Here is a 15,516-nt window from a genome sequence, read left to right as displayed (position 1 = left end):
ACGGGTCGCGGACAGGGGAAGGCACGGTGGAGATCGAGGACGCCCTCAAGGATCTGTTCGACGACGTGCCGGCCTCTCGCGCCCTGGTGGACTGGGCTCGCAACGGAGGACACGGCGGCACGGTCAGGCCTGTCCGGCCCCCGTGGCGGCCGTCCGGGGCGAGCGCCAGCGGAGCCCTGCTGACCGCCGTCCTGGTCATCCCCGGTCCGGGCGTCGTGGTGGTCAAGGTGTCCGCCTCCGGCCAGCGGGACGAGGGGCAGACCCACGCCCGGGCCGAGCGGACGGCGCCCGCCCGCGTGGCTCGGCTGCACTGGACGTGGCCGGTGGAGGGCGGCCGCATGCTGACGTTCCAGTCCCCCGCGGGCGGCAGCCTGCACGACGTGCACACGATGGCGGGCCTTGGGGCGGACGTACTGCCGGGCGCCTGCGGGTATCTCACGAAGTGGCTGCTGACGGAGTGGAACAACGGCCTGGGCGGCGGCGAGGCCGTCCCGCTGACCGTCACGGAGCTGCTGCGCGACGAAATCGGCGCGCTCGTCTCCTCAGGCGGCTCGGCACTCGCGTACGGCTCGCGGATCGAGGGGCTGGAGGCGCACACGCCGTGGATCCGCGTCGACGACCTGGACCTGCCGAATCCCCTGGCGATGGCCACGGGCGGCGCCGGGCTGCCCGACCCGGAGCTCTACGTCGTACGGGGGCGGGCGCACGGCGACCTCCACCTGCACAACGTCATGGTGCCGCATCGGGAAGGCAGCGCTCGGTACGAGGAGTTCCAGCTCATCGACCTGGCGACGTTCTCGGAGGACGCCCCGCTCTCCCGGGACGTGGCGATGCTGCTCCTGTCCGCCCTGGCCCCGGAGGTCCGGACCCAGTCGGCGAGGGAGGGCGATGCCCTGCTGCGCTATCTGGTGTGTCCCCGCGAGGACCTCCTGGACCGGATCGTGCCGGCGACGAGCCGCCTGGTGCGGGCGGTGCTGAAGACCTGCGCCGAAGCCGCCGACGGCGGCTTGTACGACGTATGGGCCCCGCAGTTCCTGCTCTCCCTGCTGGCCACCGGGCTGCGGTTCAGCACGTACGAGAACGTGGGAGACGCCGGACGGTGGTGGTACTTCCGGCTGGCGGCGCACGCCGGCGGCGAACTGCTGAGACGGTACGCGGACGGTCCGCGCCCCACCGGAGTACCGGTCGCGGCGCCGGCCGGCCCACAGCCGGCACCCGGCGCACCCGAGCCGCAGGACCGGCGCTGCGCGCGAACCGCCCCGGCACCGGGCCGCGTCCCTGCCGGCCGTGCCGCCCCGGACCAGCCCGAGGAACTCCGCCGGCTCGAGGCCTACAGCCGTACCGCCGTCGTCGCCGCCGGGCACCAGGGTGCTTCCGGCGCCGACGCGCGGCCCCTGGACCTGACCGCGCTCGCCGTCCCCAGGGAACTGGAATGGTCGCTCCTCGATGTGCTGGACAAGGGCCGTTCGGCGTGCGTGACCGGTGCGCCGGGCACCGGAAAGACGACGCTGCTGTGGCGGCTCCACCGCGAGCTCGCCGCGTCCCCCGCAGGGCCGCGGCCCTACTTCCTGAGGGCCGGCGACCTGTGGAACACCGTGCCCGGCGCCGGACTCACCCTGGAGACCGTGCGCGCGGCGTGCCGTTCCCTGCCGGGCCCGGCCGTCTTCCTCTTCGACACCGCCGACCTGCTGGTCTCCGACACCGCCGGCCTGGTCCTGCTGCAGGAACTGCTCACCACCGCCGCTGAGCACTCCGTGCGGGTCCTGATGACCTGCCGGGAGCAGGAGGCGCGCGTCCTCCACCCGTACCTGAAGGACTTCGCTCTGGAGCGCAGGACACTCGGCCCGTACAGCCCACGCGAACAGGAAGCGGCCATCCGCTCCCACGCCCGGTACTTCTACGAGGGAGAGCCCGAGGTCTCCGTGGACGAGGTGTGCCGTACGGTCGCGAAGGCGGCGGTGCGGGGGCTGCCGATGCGTGAGGTGTGCCGGGCGCCCCTGACGCTGCGCATGCTGTTCGAGACCTTCGCTCCCAAGCCGCCCATGGTGGAGGAGATCGACGCCACGACCCTGTACGACCTGTACTGGACCCACCGCGTCGGCCGGGACCAGCGGGCGGGGGACGTTCCCCTGGCGGGCGCGGTACGCCCGCCCGACCTCTCCGAGGCCGGCGAGGAGATGGCCCAGCTGATGCTGGAGGAAGGACGGGTGGACCTCTCGGCCACGGAGGTGAGCACCGGTCTGCGCAGCCGCTCCCGGAACCCCGGGTTGGCCGACGACCTCCAGGGGCTCGTGGCGCGCGGTGTGGTCGAACGTCAGGGTGCCGGTGCGGCGGAGCGGTACTCCTATTTCCACCAGACCCTGTTCGAGTACGCGGCCGGCCGACGGCTCTCCCGGACGGCCGCCCCCGACGGCACGTCCCACCTCGGCCTGCTGATCGACTGGCTGAAGGAGCACCCCGACGACCAGTTCCGCCTCGCCGTCGCCGAGCAGGCACTCGTCCAGGCCGGCCGGGCAGGCGGCCGGGCCGCCCAGGCGTGCACGGCGCTGCTGACCCGCCTGCTCGACGAGACCTGGGACGGCTCGCCCGACCTGCACGGGCTGCGGGCCATGCAGATGCGCGTCTACGCCCGGCTGCCGGCTCCCGACGCCGAACTGCGCCGGCGCTTCACTCCGGTGGTCGCCGCCCTGCCTCCCGTACTGGCCAAGATCTATCTGGAGGCGCTGCCCACGACCTGTCACCGGGACCGCGGGCGGATCGTCGAAGAGCTGCTCGGTATGTGGCGCGGTGGCCACACCGAGCTGCGACAGCCGCTGCTCTTCGCCCTGAGCTGGTTCGCGGAGAGCCTGCCCGAGAGCGTGATCTCGGTCATCGACCGGACCTGCCCGTCCTCGGTGTCCGGCAAGGGTGCCTGCCGCGGCACCCGCTGCGCTCCTGGGCAATGCCTGTGGGCCTGGCTGCTGACCCTGCACAACTCGGAGATCTACAAGTTCCTGCCCGTGCTGGAGGCGCTCGCGCCGAAGTACCCCGACTGGGTGTGGCCTCGGCTGCGCACGCTGATGACGGATCCCCACCGCGACCTGCTTCCCATGGCCCGCTGTCTGCGGTTGGCGGCCCGGCGGCAGGACTGGCCGGAGCGGCCCTACCCGGCGGTGCGACCGGTCGTCCGCCATCGCTGGGGCCGTGGCCGCCCGCGCAACAAGGTCGGCGTCGAACTCCAGGCGGCCCTGGGCCGGTTGATGGCGAGCAGCTGGCTGAGCCGCGGTCGGCCGCCCTCGCCGGCAGCCGTCCTGACCTCCGCGGTTCGGCGTCCCGAGGAGTTCCTGTCGTACCCACAGGTGCGCGCCGTGGGGGAACTCGCGCTCCAGGCATCCGCAGACGAGGTCCGGCAGTTGCTCGCAGTGGTGGAGGGCGTCGCAGGCCGTGAATCGATGACGCTGCTCACCGACAGTCTGCTGCTGCCGTTGCTGACCGCCGCGCAGGGTGCCGGCGACACGATCGGCGGCGACCTTGCGTCGAGCCGTGTCCTGGGCCCGGAACCGGCCGCCACGGCCACGGTCCGCAGCTGGCTGGCCCAGAACCTGCGGGCGCTCGACCGGCCCGCCACCGCCGACTCCGCGCACCTGCTGGCGGCACACACGTGGAGCCGCGACCTGGATGTGGCCACCACGGCCCGGCTGGTCGCCGAGGCCTGGCCGCAGGACGCCACGGACCGAACGGACCAGGACACAGAGGAGAGGCTGCGCCGGATCTGGCTGACCGACCCGAGTACCGTCACTCTGCTGGTCGCCGCCGCGGCAGCGGGACACCCGCAGGCACGAAGGGCTCTGCGGCTGTGGCGGGCCGACCGGGCGAAGAAGGGCGACGTCAAGGGACTCGCCCGGGGGACGGGCGTGGCGGAGACGGACCAGAGAGTCGCGCGCTGCCTGCAACGGCTGGTGCCCGAACACCCCGAGCTGCTGGACGAGCTGCTCGCCGGGGGAACCATCGACCCCCGGCTGGATCCGGGCTGGCTGAACGAGGCGCTGCGGCGCCCCGGAGCGGACGTCGACCGTCGGCTCACCGCCGCTCTGCACCGCCATGCCCACACGCTGGAACGGCTGTGCGACGTCACCTGGACCCGCGACTACGGCGCGCAGAACGCCCAGAAGGCCTTCCATCTGCGCGGCAGACTCGTCGTCCGGGGTGTCCTCAGGCCGCCGAGCGCCGCCCGGCTCGACGAGATCCTGGCCGGGGGCGGGCACCCGCATCACCTCAGGGCCGCGCTGCTGCTGGTCGAGACCGTCGTCGACCACAGCCCGAACGGCTCGCTCGACACGCCGGAGTGGCGACAAGTGGAGGGCACCCTGCGCGGCTTCACCCGTGCCGAGTACGCGCAGGGCCGTACCGGGCCGGGCAGGCAATGGCACGAGGAGGTGCAGGCGGTGGCCCGCCGATGCCTGACGGGCCTGGTGTGCCGCCACCACGCGCTGGACACGCCGGAGCGGGTCGCCCAGGCACGTTCCAGCGCGATGCGCCACCTGGCGACCGCCACGCAGGTCGACGACGTGACGGTGCTCGGGCGGTTCCTCGAACGCCTCGTCGAAGCCGCGCCCCAGGATGCGGTCGACCTGGTCAACGCGGCTGCCGGGAGACTGCGCACGCTGTCCACGGGCAAGGTGACCTCACTGTCCCAGCGCTGGTACAGCCCGATCTCGCGCCTCGTCGAACGGGCCACGCCCGATCAGTGGAAGCAGCTCATCGAGGGCTCCTGGGAAGGCCCCGAGGAACTGCTGCGCGTGCTGATCCGGACCAGCATCCGCAAGCGCACCGACGAACCGGCCGCGTACCTGCTGGCCATCGCCGACAGCAGCCCGTGGCCCGACACGGTCCGCGAGACGGTACGCGTCGGTACCCTCCTGCGCACCGAGGGCAGCCGCCGGCGCTGGCTGCCGCCCCTGGACGTGACCCACGCTCGCTGAGGATCGATACTTCCCAGAGGAGGCTTCGAAACCACCGATCCGCACGTCAGAGCCTGATCTGCTCGTCTTACCCGGAGGTACCCCATGAAGATGCTGATCAACGTCCCCGAGATCGTCGTCGCGGACGCGCTGCGCGGCATGGCGGCCGCCCATCCCGAGTTGACCGTCGATGTGGACAACCGGGTGATCGTACGGCGGGACGCTCCCGTCCCCGGAAAAGTCGGCCTGATCTCCGGCGGCGGTTCGGGGCACGAGCCGCTGCACGGTGGGTTCGTGGGGCCCGGCATGCTCTCGGCGGCCTGCCCCGGCGAGGTGTTCACATCGCCGGTGCCCGACCAGATGGTGCGGGCGGCGGCTGCCGTGGACAGCGGGGCCGGTGTGCTGTTCATCGTGAAGAACTACACGGGTGACGTGCTCAACTTCGACATGGCGGCCGAACTCGCCGAGGACGAGGGCGTCCAGGTCGCCAAGGTGCTGGTCGACGACGACGTGGCGGTCACCGACAGCCTCTACACGGCCGGGCGGCGCGGCACGGGCGCCACACTGTTCGTGGAGAAGATCGCGGGGGCGGCGGCCGAGGAGGGGCAGCCACTGGAGCGGGTGGAGGCGGTGGCCCGGCAGGTGAATGAGAATTCGCGCAGCTTCGGGATCGCGCTCAGCGCGTGCACCACGCCTGCCAAGGGCAGCCCCACCTTCGATCTGCCGCCCGGCGAGCTGGAGTTGGGCATCGGCATCCACGGCGAGCCCGGCAGGGAGCGGCGGCCGATGATGACCTCCCACGAGATCGCCGACTTCGCCCTCGGCGCGATCCTGGACGACATCAGCCCGCGCAACCCCGTTCTGGTCCTGGTCAACGGCATGGGCGGAACCCCGCTGCTGGAGCTGTACGGCTTCAACGCCGAGGTGCAGCGGGTGCTCGCCGAGCGCGGTGTCGCCGTCGCCCGCACCCTCGTCGGCAACTACGTCACCTCGCTCGACATGGCCGGCGCCTCGGTCTCCCTGTGCCAGATCGACGAGGAGCTGCTGCGTCTGTGGGACGCGCCGGTGAAGACACCGGGACTGCGTTGGGGGATGTGAACGGGCGGGCAGCGATCACAACGTACCGACCACGCAAGGAGATCCAGTGCTCGACGCCGACTTCTTCCGCCGTTGGATGACGGCGACCGCCGCGTCCGTCGACCGCGAGGCGGAACACCTCACCGCCCTCGACTCGCCCATCGGGGACGCCGACCACGGCAGCAATCTGCAGCGCGGTTTCACCGCGGTGATCGCGACGTTGGAGAAGGAGGCGCCCGACACGCCCGGCGCGGTTCTCACGCTGGCCGGGCGACAGCTCATCTCGACGGTCGGCGGTGCGTCGGGGCCGCTGTACGGGACGTTGCTGCGCCGCACGGGCAAGGCGCTCGGGGAGGCCGACGAGGTCGGTGAGGAGCAGTTGGCCGAGGCGCTGCGCGCGGGGGTGGACGCGGTCATGACGCTCGGCGGTGCCGCGCCGGGCGACAAGACGATGATCGACGCCCTCGTGCCGGCCGTCGAGGCGCTCGGCGACGGTTTCACCGCGGCCCGGGCCGCCGCGGAGGAAGGCGCCCTGGCGACCACGCCGTTGCAGGCCCGCAAGGGCCGGGCGAGCTATCTCGGGGAGCGGAGCATCGGGCACCAGGATCCGGGCGCCACGTCGGCGGCGCTGCTGATCGCGGGGCTCGCGGAGGCGGCCGGTGAGTGACGAGAAGCTGGTCGGGATCGTGCTGGTGTCGCACAGCGCTGAGGTCGCCGCGTCGGTGGCCGCGCTGGCGAAAGGGCTCGCGGGCGGCGGCACTTCGGTGCCCGTGGCCCCCGCGGGTGGCACCGAGGGCGGCGGGCTCGGTACGAGCGCGGAACTGATCGCCGCCGCGGCCGCCTCCGTGGACCGGGGTGCGGGCGTCGCCGTGCTCACCGACCTCGGCAGCGCCGTGCTCACCGTGAAGGCGCTGCTCGCGGAGGGCGGCGAACTCCCGGCCCACACACGCCTGGTGGACGCCCCGTTCGTCGAGGGTGCGGTGGCCGCGGTCGTCACGGCGGCGACGGGAGCCGACCTCGCGGCGGTGGAGGCGGCGGCCGCGGAGGCGTACGCGTACCGGAAGGTGTGACGCGGGCGAGGACGGCGGGCGTACGATTTGCCGGGCCGGACGGGCGCATTCCCGACCTTCCGGCACATTCCCGACCTTCCGACGGGGACCGGGGGGCTGAGTCCCGCCAAGGACTCCGGCCCTCCGGCCGCCCGCGCCGGCGCGGGATCAGCGACGACAGCGACCCGCGCTCCTGAACTGAACTCCCCTGGCTTCAAGGAGAGTTCAGCCGTCAGGAGCTTCAGCATACGTAACCCCGGCGAGCGGCCACCAACGACCGTCCCCTTGATGCGATCACGCCAGCAGGGGCATATTGGTCCGGACCATTGCCGTCCATGCCGTCCGGGAACGGCGGCCGTGGTCACGGGGCTGCGGCCGGGCACCCGCTACGTCTTCACCGTCCGGGCCCGCGACGCGGCGGACAGCCTCTCGCCCGCCGGTGGCCCCGTCCGCCTCACCGCCGCGGGCACCGACGACGGCCGGGACACCGCCCCCACCGGCTTCCGCGCGACCACCCGCCGCGCCGACGGGGCGTACCACCTCGGCGGTGACGGGCGGCCGTGAGGCGTGGCGCGCCCCGCCGGAGGGTGGAAGCCGTCACCTGACCGGGTGCGGTCCGCATGCGATCCGGGCCGTGAAGACGTTGGCTGCCCCTGTGGCAGCACGGGCGTTCCCCGATCCTCGGCGGCGCAAGGGATGTACCGCCAACCGTGCCGCCGGAGGGCAGTCCCATGCGCAACTCATCGCTCTTCCTCCGATCCGGCCTGACCGTGGCAGCCGCCGCCGCGCTGCCGCTCGTTCCGGCGGCCGGACCGGCCACCGCCCAGACCGGGATCTCCGTGAGCACCACCGGGTCCACCGTCTCGGTCACCACCAGCGCGTGCACCAGCGGCAACAACGGCTTCGGCAGGGCTTCCCTGCTCAGCAGCGGCCAGACGAGCTTCGCCCAGGGCCGCCAGGCCGATCTGTCCGGCACCAACGCCAGCCAGTCGGCTCTCTGGTCCAACGTGAGTCCCGGTACGTACACCGTCGTCGTGATCTGCAACAGGGACGGGTCGACGGCGGGCAGGCAGTCGGTGATCGTCTCCCCGCCCACCACTCCCTCGATCTCGGCCACGGCCACGGCCACGGCCACGGCCTCGCCGACGCGCGGTGTCATGGGCGGGATGGGCGGTACCACGAAGGACTACGGCACGCTCACGCTGGCGGTCGGCGGGGGTCTGGTGGTCACGGGTATCGCGGCCACGGCCTGGTTCCTGCGCCGCCGCTCGAAGCCCTACCGGCTCTGATCGGCGGGCAGCTCGGCGAACTCGTCGAGGGCGTGCGTGAGCCACCGCGTCCAGGAGGTCTCCAGGTCGATGCCGGCCCGCAGCACGAGGTGCCGCAGCCGGTCCTGCGGGCTGTCCTTGTCCGGCGGGAAGTCGCGCTCCTGGATCTCCTCGTACTCGGCCAGCTGCCGCCGGTGCAGCTCCAGATGGCGGCGCAGGTCGGCCTCGATACCCTCGGTCCCGACCACGGCCGCCGCCCGCAGCCGCAGCAGCAGCACGTCGCGCAGCGGCTTGGGGTCCTGGGAGGCCGCGCTCCAGCGGGCGAGTTCGGCGCGGCCCGCGGGCAGGACCTCGTAGCTCTTCTTCTGCCCGCGCGTCGGCTGCTCGGACGGCAGGGTGCGGATGTAGCCCTCGGCCTCCAGTTTTCCCAGCTCGCGATAGATCTGCTGATGCGTCGCCGACCAGAAGTAACCGATCGACCTGTCGAACCGGCGGGTCAGCTCGAGCCCCGACGACGGCTTCTCGAGCAGGGCAGTGAGGATCGCGTGCGGGAGTGACATGGAGGCAATCCTAGGGACGCGCCCAGGGGCCGTTGGGCGTCGCGCGGCAGGCGCCACTTTTCGCAACGGCCCCTGGGCCCTACAGAGCCGCTGCCAGCTCGGTGCCCTGCTTGATGGCGCGCTTGGCGTCCAGTTCGGCGGCGACGTCGGCACCGCCGATGAGGTGCGCGCTGCGGCCTGCGGCGACCAGTTCGTCGTACAGGTCCCGGCGCGGTTCCTGTCCTGTGCACAGCACGACGGTGTCGACCGGCAGGACCGTGCTCTCGTCGCCGACGGTGACGTGCAGTCCGGCGTCGTCGATACGGTCGTAGCGCACGCCCGGCACCATCGTGACGCCCCGGTGCTTGAGCTCGGCGCGGTGGATCCAGCCGGTGGTCTTGCCTAGGCCCGCGCCGACCTTGGTGGTCTTGCGCTGGAGCAGGTGGACGGTGCGCGGCGGAGCGGGCCGCTCGGGGGCCGCGAGACCGCCGGGCGTCGTGTAGTCCATGTCGACGCCCCACTGGCGGAAGTACGTCGCCGGGTCCTCGCTCGCCTTGTCGCCGCCGTCGGTCAGGTACTCGGCGACGTCGAAGCCGATGCCGCCCGCACCGAGGACGGCGACGCGGTCGCCCACGGGGGTGCCGTCGCGCAGTACGTCGAGGTAGCCGACGACGCTGGGGTGGTCGACTCCGGGGATGTCGGGGGTGCGCGGGGTGACGCCGGTGGCGACGACGACCTCGTCGTAGTCGGCCAGGTCGTCCACGGACGCCCAGGTGTTCAGCCGTACGTCCACGCCGTGCGCGTCGAGCTGGTGACGGAAGTAGCGCAGTGTCTCGTCGAACTCCTGCTTGCCGGGCACCTTGCGGGCGACGTTGAGCTGGCCGCCGATCTCGCTCGCGGCGTCGTAGAGGGTCACCTGGTGTCCGCGCTCGGCGGCCGACACCGCGCAGGCGAGGCCGGCCGGCCCGGCCCCGACGACCGCGACGCGCTTGCGCAGCCGCGTCGGGGACAGCACCAGTTCGGTCTCGTGGCAGGCGCGCGGGTTGACCAGGCAGGAGGTGATCTGCCCGCTGAAGGTGTGGTCGAGGCAGGCCTGGTTGCAGCCGATGCAGGTGTTGATGGCCTCGGGGCGGCCGGCCGCGGCCTTGGCGACGAAGTCGGGGTCCGCGAGCATCGGGCGGGCCACGGACACCATGTCGGCGCAGCCGTCGGCGAGCAACTGCTCGGCCAGTTCGGGGGTGTTGATGCGGTTGGTGGTGACCAACGGGACGGACACCGCGCCCATCAGCTTCTTCGTCACCCAGGTGTAGGCGCCGCGCGGCACGGAGGTGGCGATGGTGGGAATGCGGGCCTCGTGCCAGCCGATGCCGGTGTTGATGATCGTGGCTCCGGCGGCCTCGACGGCCCGGGCGAGCGTGATCACCTCGTCGAGGGTCGAGCCGCCGGGGACGAGGTCCAGCATGGACAGACGGTAGACGATGATGAAGTCCTCGCCGACGGCCTCGCGCACGCGCCGGACGATCTCCACCGGGAAGCGCATGCGGTTCTCGTACGAGCCGCCCCAGCGGTCGGTGCGACGGTTGGTCGGCGCGGCGATGAACTCGTTGATCAGGTAGCCCTCGGAGCCCATGATCTCCACACCGTCGTAGCCGGCCTGCCGGGCCAGGCGGGCCGCGCGGGCGTAGTCCTCGATGGTCCGCTCGACCTCGGCGTCGGTCAGCTCGCGGGGCGGGAAGGGGCTGATCGGCGCCTGGACCGGGCTCGGCGCGACCAGGTCACGGTGGTAGGCGTACCGGCCGAAGTGGAGGATCTGCATCGCGATGCGGCCGCCCTCGCGGTGCACGGCCCGCGTGACGACCCGGTGCTGTTCGGCCTCCGCCTCGGAGGTGAGCTTGGCCCCGCCCTCGTAGGGCCGTCCCTCCTCGTTGGGTGCGATGCCGCCGGTGACGATCAGGCCCACTCCCCCGCGCGCCCGGGCCGCGAAGAACTCCGCCATGCGCTCGAAACCCCGCTCCGCCTCCTCCAGGCCTACGTGCATCGAGCCCATGAGGACGCGGTTGGGCAGCGTGGTGAAGCCCAGGTCGAGCGGGGTCAGCAGGTGCGGGTAACGGCTCATCGGGCCCTCCGTGCGTGGCGGTGTCGTGCCCCCTTGTTGTAGAGGACCACGGCCGCCTTTTGCAACTAGTTGCATAACCGGGGGGTGATGCCTGCCACGTAGCCGCGTCACTCCTACGATCCGTTCTCCTAGGGGCGGTACGGCCTGGTCCCACGCCCGGGCAGCCCTCACCGTTGACGGCATGACACACACCGAGAACCCCCTTCACCACCCCCTCACCGGCCGAGTGGCGGTCGTCACCGGTGCCTCCAGCGGGATCGGCGCGGCCACGGCGCGCCGGCTGCCGGACGGCGGAGCGAGCGTCGCTCTGCTGGGCCGCCGCGAGGAGCGTCTCAAGACGCTGGCCGACGAGCTGCGCCGTACGGCCGCCGGAACCGTCCTGCCCGTCACTGTGGACCTGACCGATGCCGAGGCCGTTCCGGAGGCCGCCCGCGCCGTCACCGGTGCGCTCGGCGCGGTCGACCTGGTGGTGGCGAACGCCGGCGTCATGCTCGGCGCCCCCTTCGAGCGTGCCGACACCGGCGAATGGGACCGCATGATCGACATCAACCTGCGCGGCCTGCTGCACACCTCCCGGGCCTTCACCGACGACCTGCTCGCGGCGGGCGCCCGCGGCGGCCCGGCGGACCTCGTCCACATCGGCTCCGTGGGCGGCCACGCCCTGTTCCCCAACTGGTCGGTGTACTGCGCGACCAAGGCGGCGATCGCCCACCTGACCCGCAACCTGCGCGCCGAACTCGGCCCGCGCGGTGTCCGCGTGAAGAACATCGAACCGGGAGTCACCGGCACCGAGCTGGGCACGGACATGCGGGATGCCGGCATGCGGGAATCCCTGGCCCGCCTGCGCGCCGAGGTGCGCCCCCTGGCCGCCGAGGACATCGCCGAGGCCGTCGCCTTCGCCGTCTCGGCGCCGCCGCACGTCAATGTCGCCGAGATGGTGGTGGTGCCGGTGCGGCAGGGCTGATCCGCGGGGCGCCGCCGGGCCGTCGTATGGTCCAGAACGGCCCGGTTGGCGACGACCCCGTGGGAGAGATGTGAGCGGCACCCCTGAGCAGACGGCCTCCGTCGTACGACTCGCCCAGGAACTGATCCGGCGCCCGAGCCGGGCCGGAATCGACGACTACGGCCCCGTACTCGCCGTCCTGGAGGACTGGCTCGCCGCCCATGACCTCCCGTGTCGCCGCCTGTACGACGACCCGGGCGCCCCGGTCGCCCTGCTGGTGGAGGTCGCCGGGGGCCGGCCGGGCCGCTGGTGGGCGCTGGACGCCTGTGTGGACACCGCCCCGTACGGCGACGAGGCGGCCTGGTCGTTCGGCCCGGCCTGCGGCGATGTCGCCGACGGATGGCTGCGGGGCAGGGGCGCTGCCGACTCCAAGCTCGCCGCGGCGATGTTCTGCCACATCGCGGCCGACCTGCACGTGCGCAGGGACGCGCTGCGCGGCGGGCTCGCCGTGCTGCTCGACGTCGACGAGCACACCGGCGGCTTCGGCGGCGCCCGTGCCTATCTCGCCGACCCGGCCGCGCACCGCCCGGCCGGGGTGATGATCGGCTATCCGGGCCTGGACGAGGTCGTGGTCGGCGGGCGGGGGCTGTGGCGGACGACGATCGCCGTGCACGGCGCCTCGGGCCACTCGGGGTCGAGTCGGTCGACGGTGGGCGCGGTGTCCCGCGCGGCCCGTCTCGTGGGCCTCCTCGACGCCGCCGAACTCCCCGCCGCGGAGGGCGAGTTCCCGCTGCCGCCGAAGCTGTCGGTGACCTCCTGCCACGGCGGTCAGGGCTTCTCGGTGGTCCCCGACCTGTGCGAGGTGGGCGTCGACATCCGCACCACCCCGGCCTTCGACGCCCGGGCCGCCGAGGGCCTGGTCCGTACCGTCGTGGCCGAGTTGGACGCGCGGTGGCCGGCCCCGCGGCCGACCGCGATCACTCCGGTGGCCGCGTGGCCGCCGTTCCGTCTGGCCGGGGACGAGCAGCCCGCCGCCGCGCTCCTCGACGCCGCCGCCCGGGAGGGCCTGTCGGTGCGGGCGAAGACCGCCGGGCCGTCCAACATCGGCAACCTGCTGGCGGGCGAGGGCATCCCGGCCACCGCGGGTTTCGGCGTGCGGTACGAGGGACTGCACGGCCTGGACGAACGCGCCCGCCTCGCGGACCTGCCCGGCGTCCACGCCGTCTACCGGCGTGCCGTGCTCAGCCTCCTCGGCGCGGAGGGATAGCGCTCACCGGCTCTCCAGCCTCACGTGCAGTTCCTCCTCCTGGTCTCCGGAGGCCGTGGACAGGTCGTGCACGGAGAACAGGGAGTCCAGGGTGGTGCGGAAACGGTCGACCGCCCAGTATCCGCCCTGCACGTCGGCGATGACGGAGGACGAGAGCCGGGCGGGGCGGGCCCCCTCGTGCGGGTCGGCCACGTCGAACGTGCCGAGCCACACCGTCGGGCGGGTCTGCGAGAGATCCTCGGGTACGTCGTCGGCGCACCGGTCGGACGAGAAACAGGCACACAGGGTGTCGAACACGATCCGGGCGTCGTCCTTGCTGCATCCGCTGATCTCCACCGAGACGGATTCCGGGTGCGGTCGCTCACCGTCCATCGTGATCGCTCCTCTCGTGGCCGCGGCGCGGCACCACGGCCGCTCCGCGAAACCGCCCGCATCCCCAGAAAACCACCACATGCCGTGGAGCACTACCGGCCGATGTGCCCGTTCTGTTCCGCGAACGGGTCACGTCAGTTTGGAGGATCGAGTACGCCGAGCGATGTCACGGCCGCGGTCGGCCGCGATGGGGGTCGGACAACTCGGCGGCGATGCCTGCGAGGACCAGGCCCGTGGCGATGAGGAGGCCGGCGGCCAGAGCCACGCCGGTCGTCAGCGCGGTCACGGCGACGGCCAGCGTCCACCAGACGCCGGTACGCCGGTACGCCGGTATTCGCGGGGTCGAGCGGGTCGGCCGGCGCCCAGCGCCCGGGCGAACCGGGGATCGTCGTGCTCGAGCCACGCTTCGAGATCGACCAGACGTTCGTCGTCGGACTGGGGCATGGTTCCTCCGTGTCGCGCTGACAGGCCGATGGGAGCCGGCCGGGCGTCGCCCACCGCCCCCGGCAGGCCTCGCCCGGCTCCCTCACCGCGCTGTCCCGTCCTTCGTGCGGCCTCCTGCCCCACCCACCGCGGCCGTCCCGGCCGAACTCCGGCAGTCCCGCATCCGCGGACCCGCCGCGAGAGCGGGCACTAGCGGTCAGCCGCCTCCGCCGGCAGGTTGCCGGAGGCCGACGCCGACATCACGTCGTCGTCCGTCCGGTACGGGTCGGCGGCGTCGGCCGGTTCCCGCGCCGGGCCGCCGCGACGGGCCCTCGCGCCCCGGGACAGCCGGGCGTGTGATGAAGCGCAGGGCGCGGGCGAGCAGGTGGGCGCGTCCGGCGGCGACGGGACCGAGAACGGCCAGCACGAGGACGTAGCCCGCGATGAACGGGGCCAGGCGTGCGTCGAGCCCCGCGCTGGTGGCCATGGCGGCGAGGATCAACGCGAACTCACCGCGGGCCACGAGCGTCGTGGCGATGTCCGCGGCGGGCTCGGCACCGTAGTGGTACAGGCGGGCGACGAGCAGGCCCGCGGCGACGTTCATCACCACGGTCAGCGCTGCCGCGGCGGCGACCGGTCCGGCGACGGACGCGACGACCGAAGGGTCGATGGCGAGCCCGAAGGCGAAGAAGAAGATGGCCGCGAAGGCGTCGCGCAGCGGATGCACCAGCTCGCGGATGCGCGGCCCGGACGGCGTGCCGGCCAGGATCAGGCCCACCATGAAGGCGCCGATGGCGTCGGCGACCCCGAGGACCTCGGAGACACCGGCGACGAGGACCGCGGCGCCGAGGAAGCTGATGACCAGCAGTTCGTCGTCGCGGACCTGGATGAGCCGGCCGACCCACCGGGTGCCGTACCGGGCCGCGGCGGCCAGCACCAGCAGGAAGGCGAACGCCTTGCCCGCCTGCAGGACCACTTCTCCCATGCCCTGGGCACCGCTGAGGACCGGTTGCAGGGCCGCGAGGTACAGCGCGAGGAAGATGTCCTCCACCACGATCACGCCCAGGATCAGGCGGGTCTCCGGGCGGCCGATACGGCCCAGGTCGATGAGGATCTTGGTGACGATGGCGGACGAGGAGATGCCCAGGACACCGGCGAGCACCAGCGCCTCCCGCGTCCCCCAGTCCAGCGCGAACCCGAAGCCGAGGCCCGCGCCGACGTTCAGCAGCAGATACGTCCCGCCCGCGGTCAGCAGGCGCTTGCCGCCGCTCCTGAGGTCGTCGAGATGGAACTCCAGGCCCAGGTAGAACAGCAACAGCACCAGCCCGAGCGCGGAGAGCATCTCGAAGTCGTGCGCGTCCTCGACCAGGACCAGGCCCGGCGTGTGCGGGCCGAGCAGGATGCCGGCGAGCATGAACAGCGGGATCGTGGGCAATCCGATCCTGCCGCCGAGGCGGGCGAGGAACGCGGCGGCCAGGAAGGCGCCGCCCATGGCGAGCAGGGTGTCAGCATGTCCCACGGG

At 72.8% G+C, this 15,516-nt stretch carries 11 protein-coding genes and 2 pseudogenes; 8 read left to right on the top strand and 5 right to left on the bottom strand.

What is annotated here, in order from left to right; translation table 11 throughout:
- Positions 1–26: 26 nt before the first annotated feature.
- The 6 genes and pseudogenes from Q4V64_RS50410 (at position 27) to Q4V64_RS50385 (ending at position 8,355) form a co-directional block, all read left to right on the top strand.
- Positions 27–4,961: an ATP-binding protein gene (locus Q4V64_RS50410; RefSeq protein ID WP_124444936.1), complete on the top strand. Its 4,935-nt coding sequence runs from the start codon at positions 27–29 to the stop codon at positions 4,959–4,961.
- Positions 4,962–5,045: 84 nt separating this feature from the next.
- Positions 5,046–6,038 (top strand): dihydroxyacetone kinase subunit DhaK, encoded by a 993-nt coding sequence (dhaK, locus tag Q4V64_RS50405; RefSeq protein WP_124444935.1) that lies wholly within the window; start codon positions 5,046–5,048, stop codon positions 6,036–6,038.
- 46 nt (positions 6,039–6,084) lie between these two features.
- Positions 6,085–6,684, top strand: a complete 600-nt coding sequence (gene dhaL / locus Q4V64_RS50400; RefSeq protein ID WP_124444934.1) for a dihydroxyacetone kinase subunit DhaL — start codon at positions 6,085–6,087, stop codon at positions 6,682–6,684.
- Positions 6,677–7,087 carry a PTS fructose transporter subunit IIA gene (locus Q4V64_RS50395; RefSeq protein WP_124444933.1) on the top strand — a complete coding sequence of 137 codons (411 nt, stop codon included), beginning with the start codon at positions 6,677–6,679 and terminating at the stop codon, positions 7,085–7,087. The genes dhaL and Q4V64_RS50395 overlap by 8 nt, the downstream gene beginning before the upstream one ends.
- A gap of 327 nt (positions 7,088–7,414) precedes the next feature.
- Positions 7,415–7,609 (top strand): annotated as a pseudogene (locus Q4V64_RS50390) (fibronectin type III domain-containing protein); the annotation flags it as partial.
- Positions 7,610–7,797: 188 nt separating this feature from the next.
- Positions 7,798–8,355, top strand: a complete 558-nt coding sequence (locus tag Q4V64_RS50385) for a hypothetical protein (protein ID WP_124444932.1) — start codon at positions 7,798–7,800, stop codon at positions 8,353–8,355.
- On the opposite strand, the gene Q4V64_RS50380 is transcribed toward Q4V64_RS50385, so the two are convergent.
- Positions 8,343–8,894: a PadR family transcriptional regulator gene (locus Q4V64_RS50380; RefSeq protein WP_124444931.1), complete on the bottom strand. Its 552-nt coding sequence runs from the start codon at positions 8,892–8,894 to the stop codon at positions 8,343–8,345. The two genes, Q4V64_RS50385 and Q4V64_RS50380, sit on opposite strands and share 13 nt — an antisense overlap.
- 79 nt (positions 8,895–8,973) lie before the next feature.
- Positions 8,974–10,989 carry an NADPH-dependent 2,4-dienoyl-CoA reductase gene (locus Q4V64_RS50375; RefSeq protein ID WP_124444930.1) on the bottom strand — a complete coding sequence of 672 codons (2,016 nt, stop codon included), beginning with the start codon at positions 10,987–10,989 and terminating at the stop codon, positions 8,974–8,976.
- A gap of 181 nt (positions 10,990–11,170) precedes the next feature.
- Between Q4V64_RS50375 and Q4V64_RS50370 the strand changes: the two genes are divergently transcribed.
- Both Q4V64_RS50370 and Q4V64_RS50365 read left to right on the top strand, forming a co-directional pair.
- On the top strand, positions 11,171–11,953 hold the full coding sequence (locus Q4V64_RS50370) for an SDR family oxidoreductase (RefSeq protein WP_124444929.1): 783 nt from the start codon (positions 11,171–11,173) through the stop codon (positions 11,951–11,953).
- 70 nt (positions 11,954–12,023) lie between these two features.
- Positions 12,024–13,199 carry a M20/M25/M40 family metallo-hydrolase gene (locus Q4V64_RS50365; RefSeq protein ID WP_253267439.1) on the top strand — a complete coding sequence of 392 codons (1,176 nt, stop codon included), beginning with the start codon at positions 12,024–12,026 and terminating at the stop codon, positions 13,197–13,199.
- Positions 13,200–13,202: 3 nt separating this feature from the next.
- Here Q4V64_RS50365 and Q4V64_RS50360 read toward each other — a convergent pair whose 3' ends face one another.
- From Q4V64_RS50360 to Q4V64_RS50355, 3 genes and pseudogenes are all read right to left on the bottom strand, one after another.
- Complete coding sequence (locus Q4V64_RS50360; protein WP_124444927.1) at positions 13,203–13,571, bottom strand: hypothetical protein; 369 nt, start codon at positions 13,569–13,571, stop codon at positions 13,203–13,205.
- 166 nt (positions 13,572–13,737) lie between these two features.
- Positions 13,738–14,015, bottom strand: a pseudogene (locus Q4V64_RS55850) (DUF3040 domain-containing protein).
- 196 nt (positions 14,016–14,211) lie between these two features.
- Positions 14,212–15,513, bottom strand: coding sequence for a cation:proton antiporter (locus Q4V64_RS50355; protein WP_253267438.1), 1,302 nt, complete (start codon positions 15,511–15,513; stop codon positions 14,212–14,214).
- Positions 15,514–15,516: the final 3 nt, after the last annotated feature.

Origin of the sequence: Streptomyces sp. NL15-2K (assembly GCF_030551255.1) — a bacterium.
Taxonomy (GTDB): Bacteria; Actinomycetota; Actinomycetes; order Streptomycetales; family Streptomycetaceae; genus Streptomyces.
Note: the sequence above shows the minus strand (reverse complement) of the source record. Positions and strands in the feature narration are given on the sequence as shown.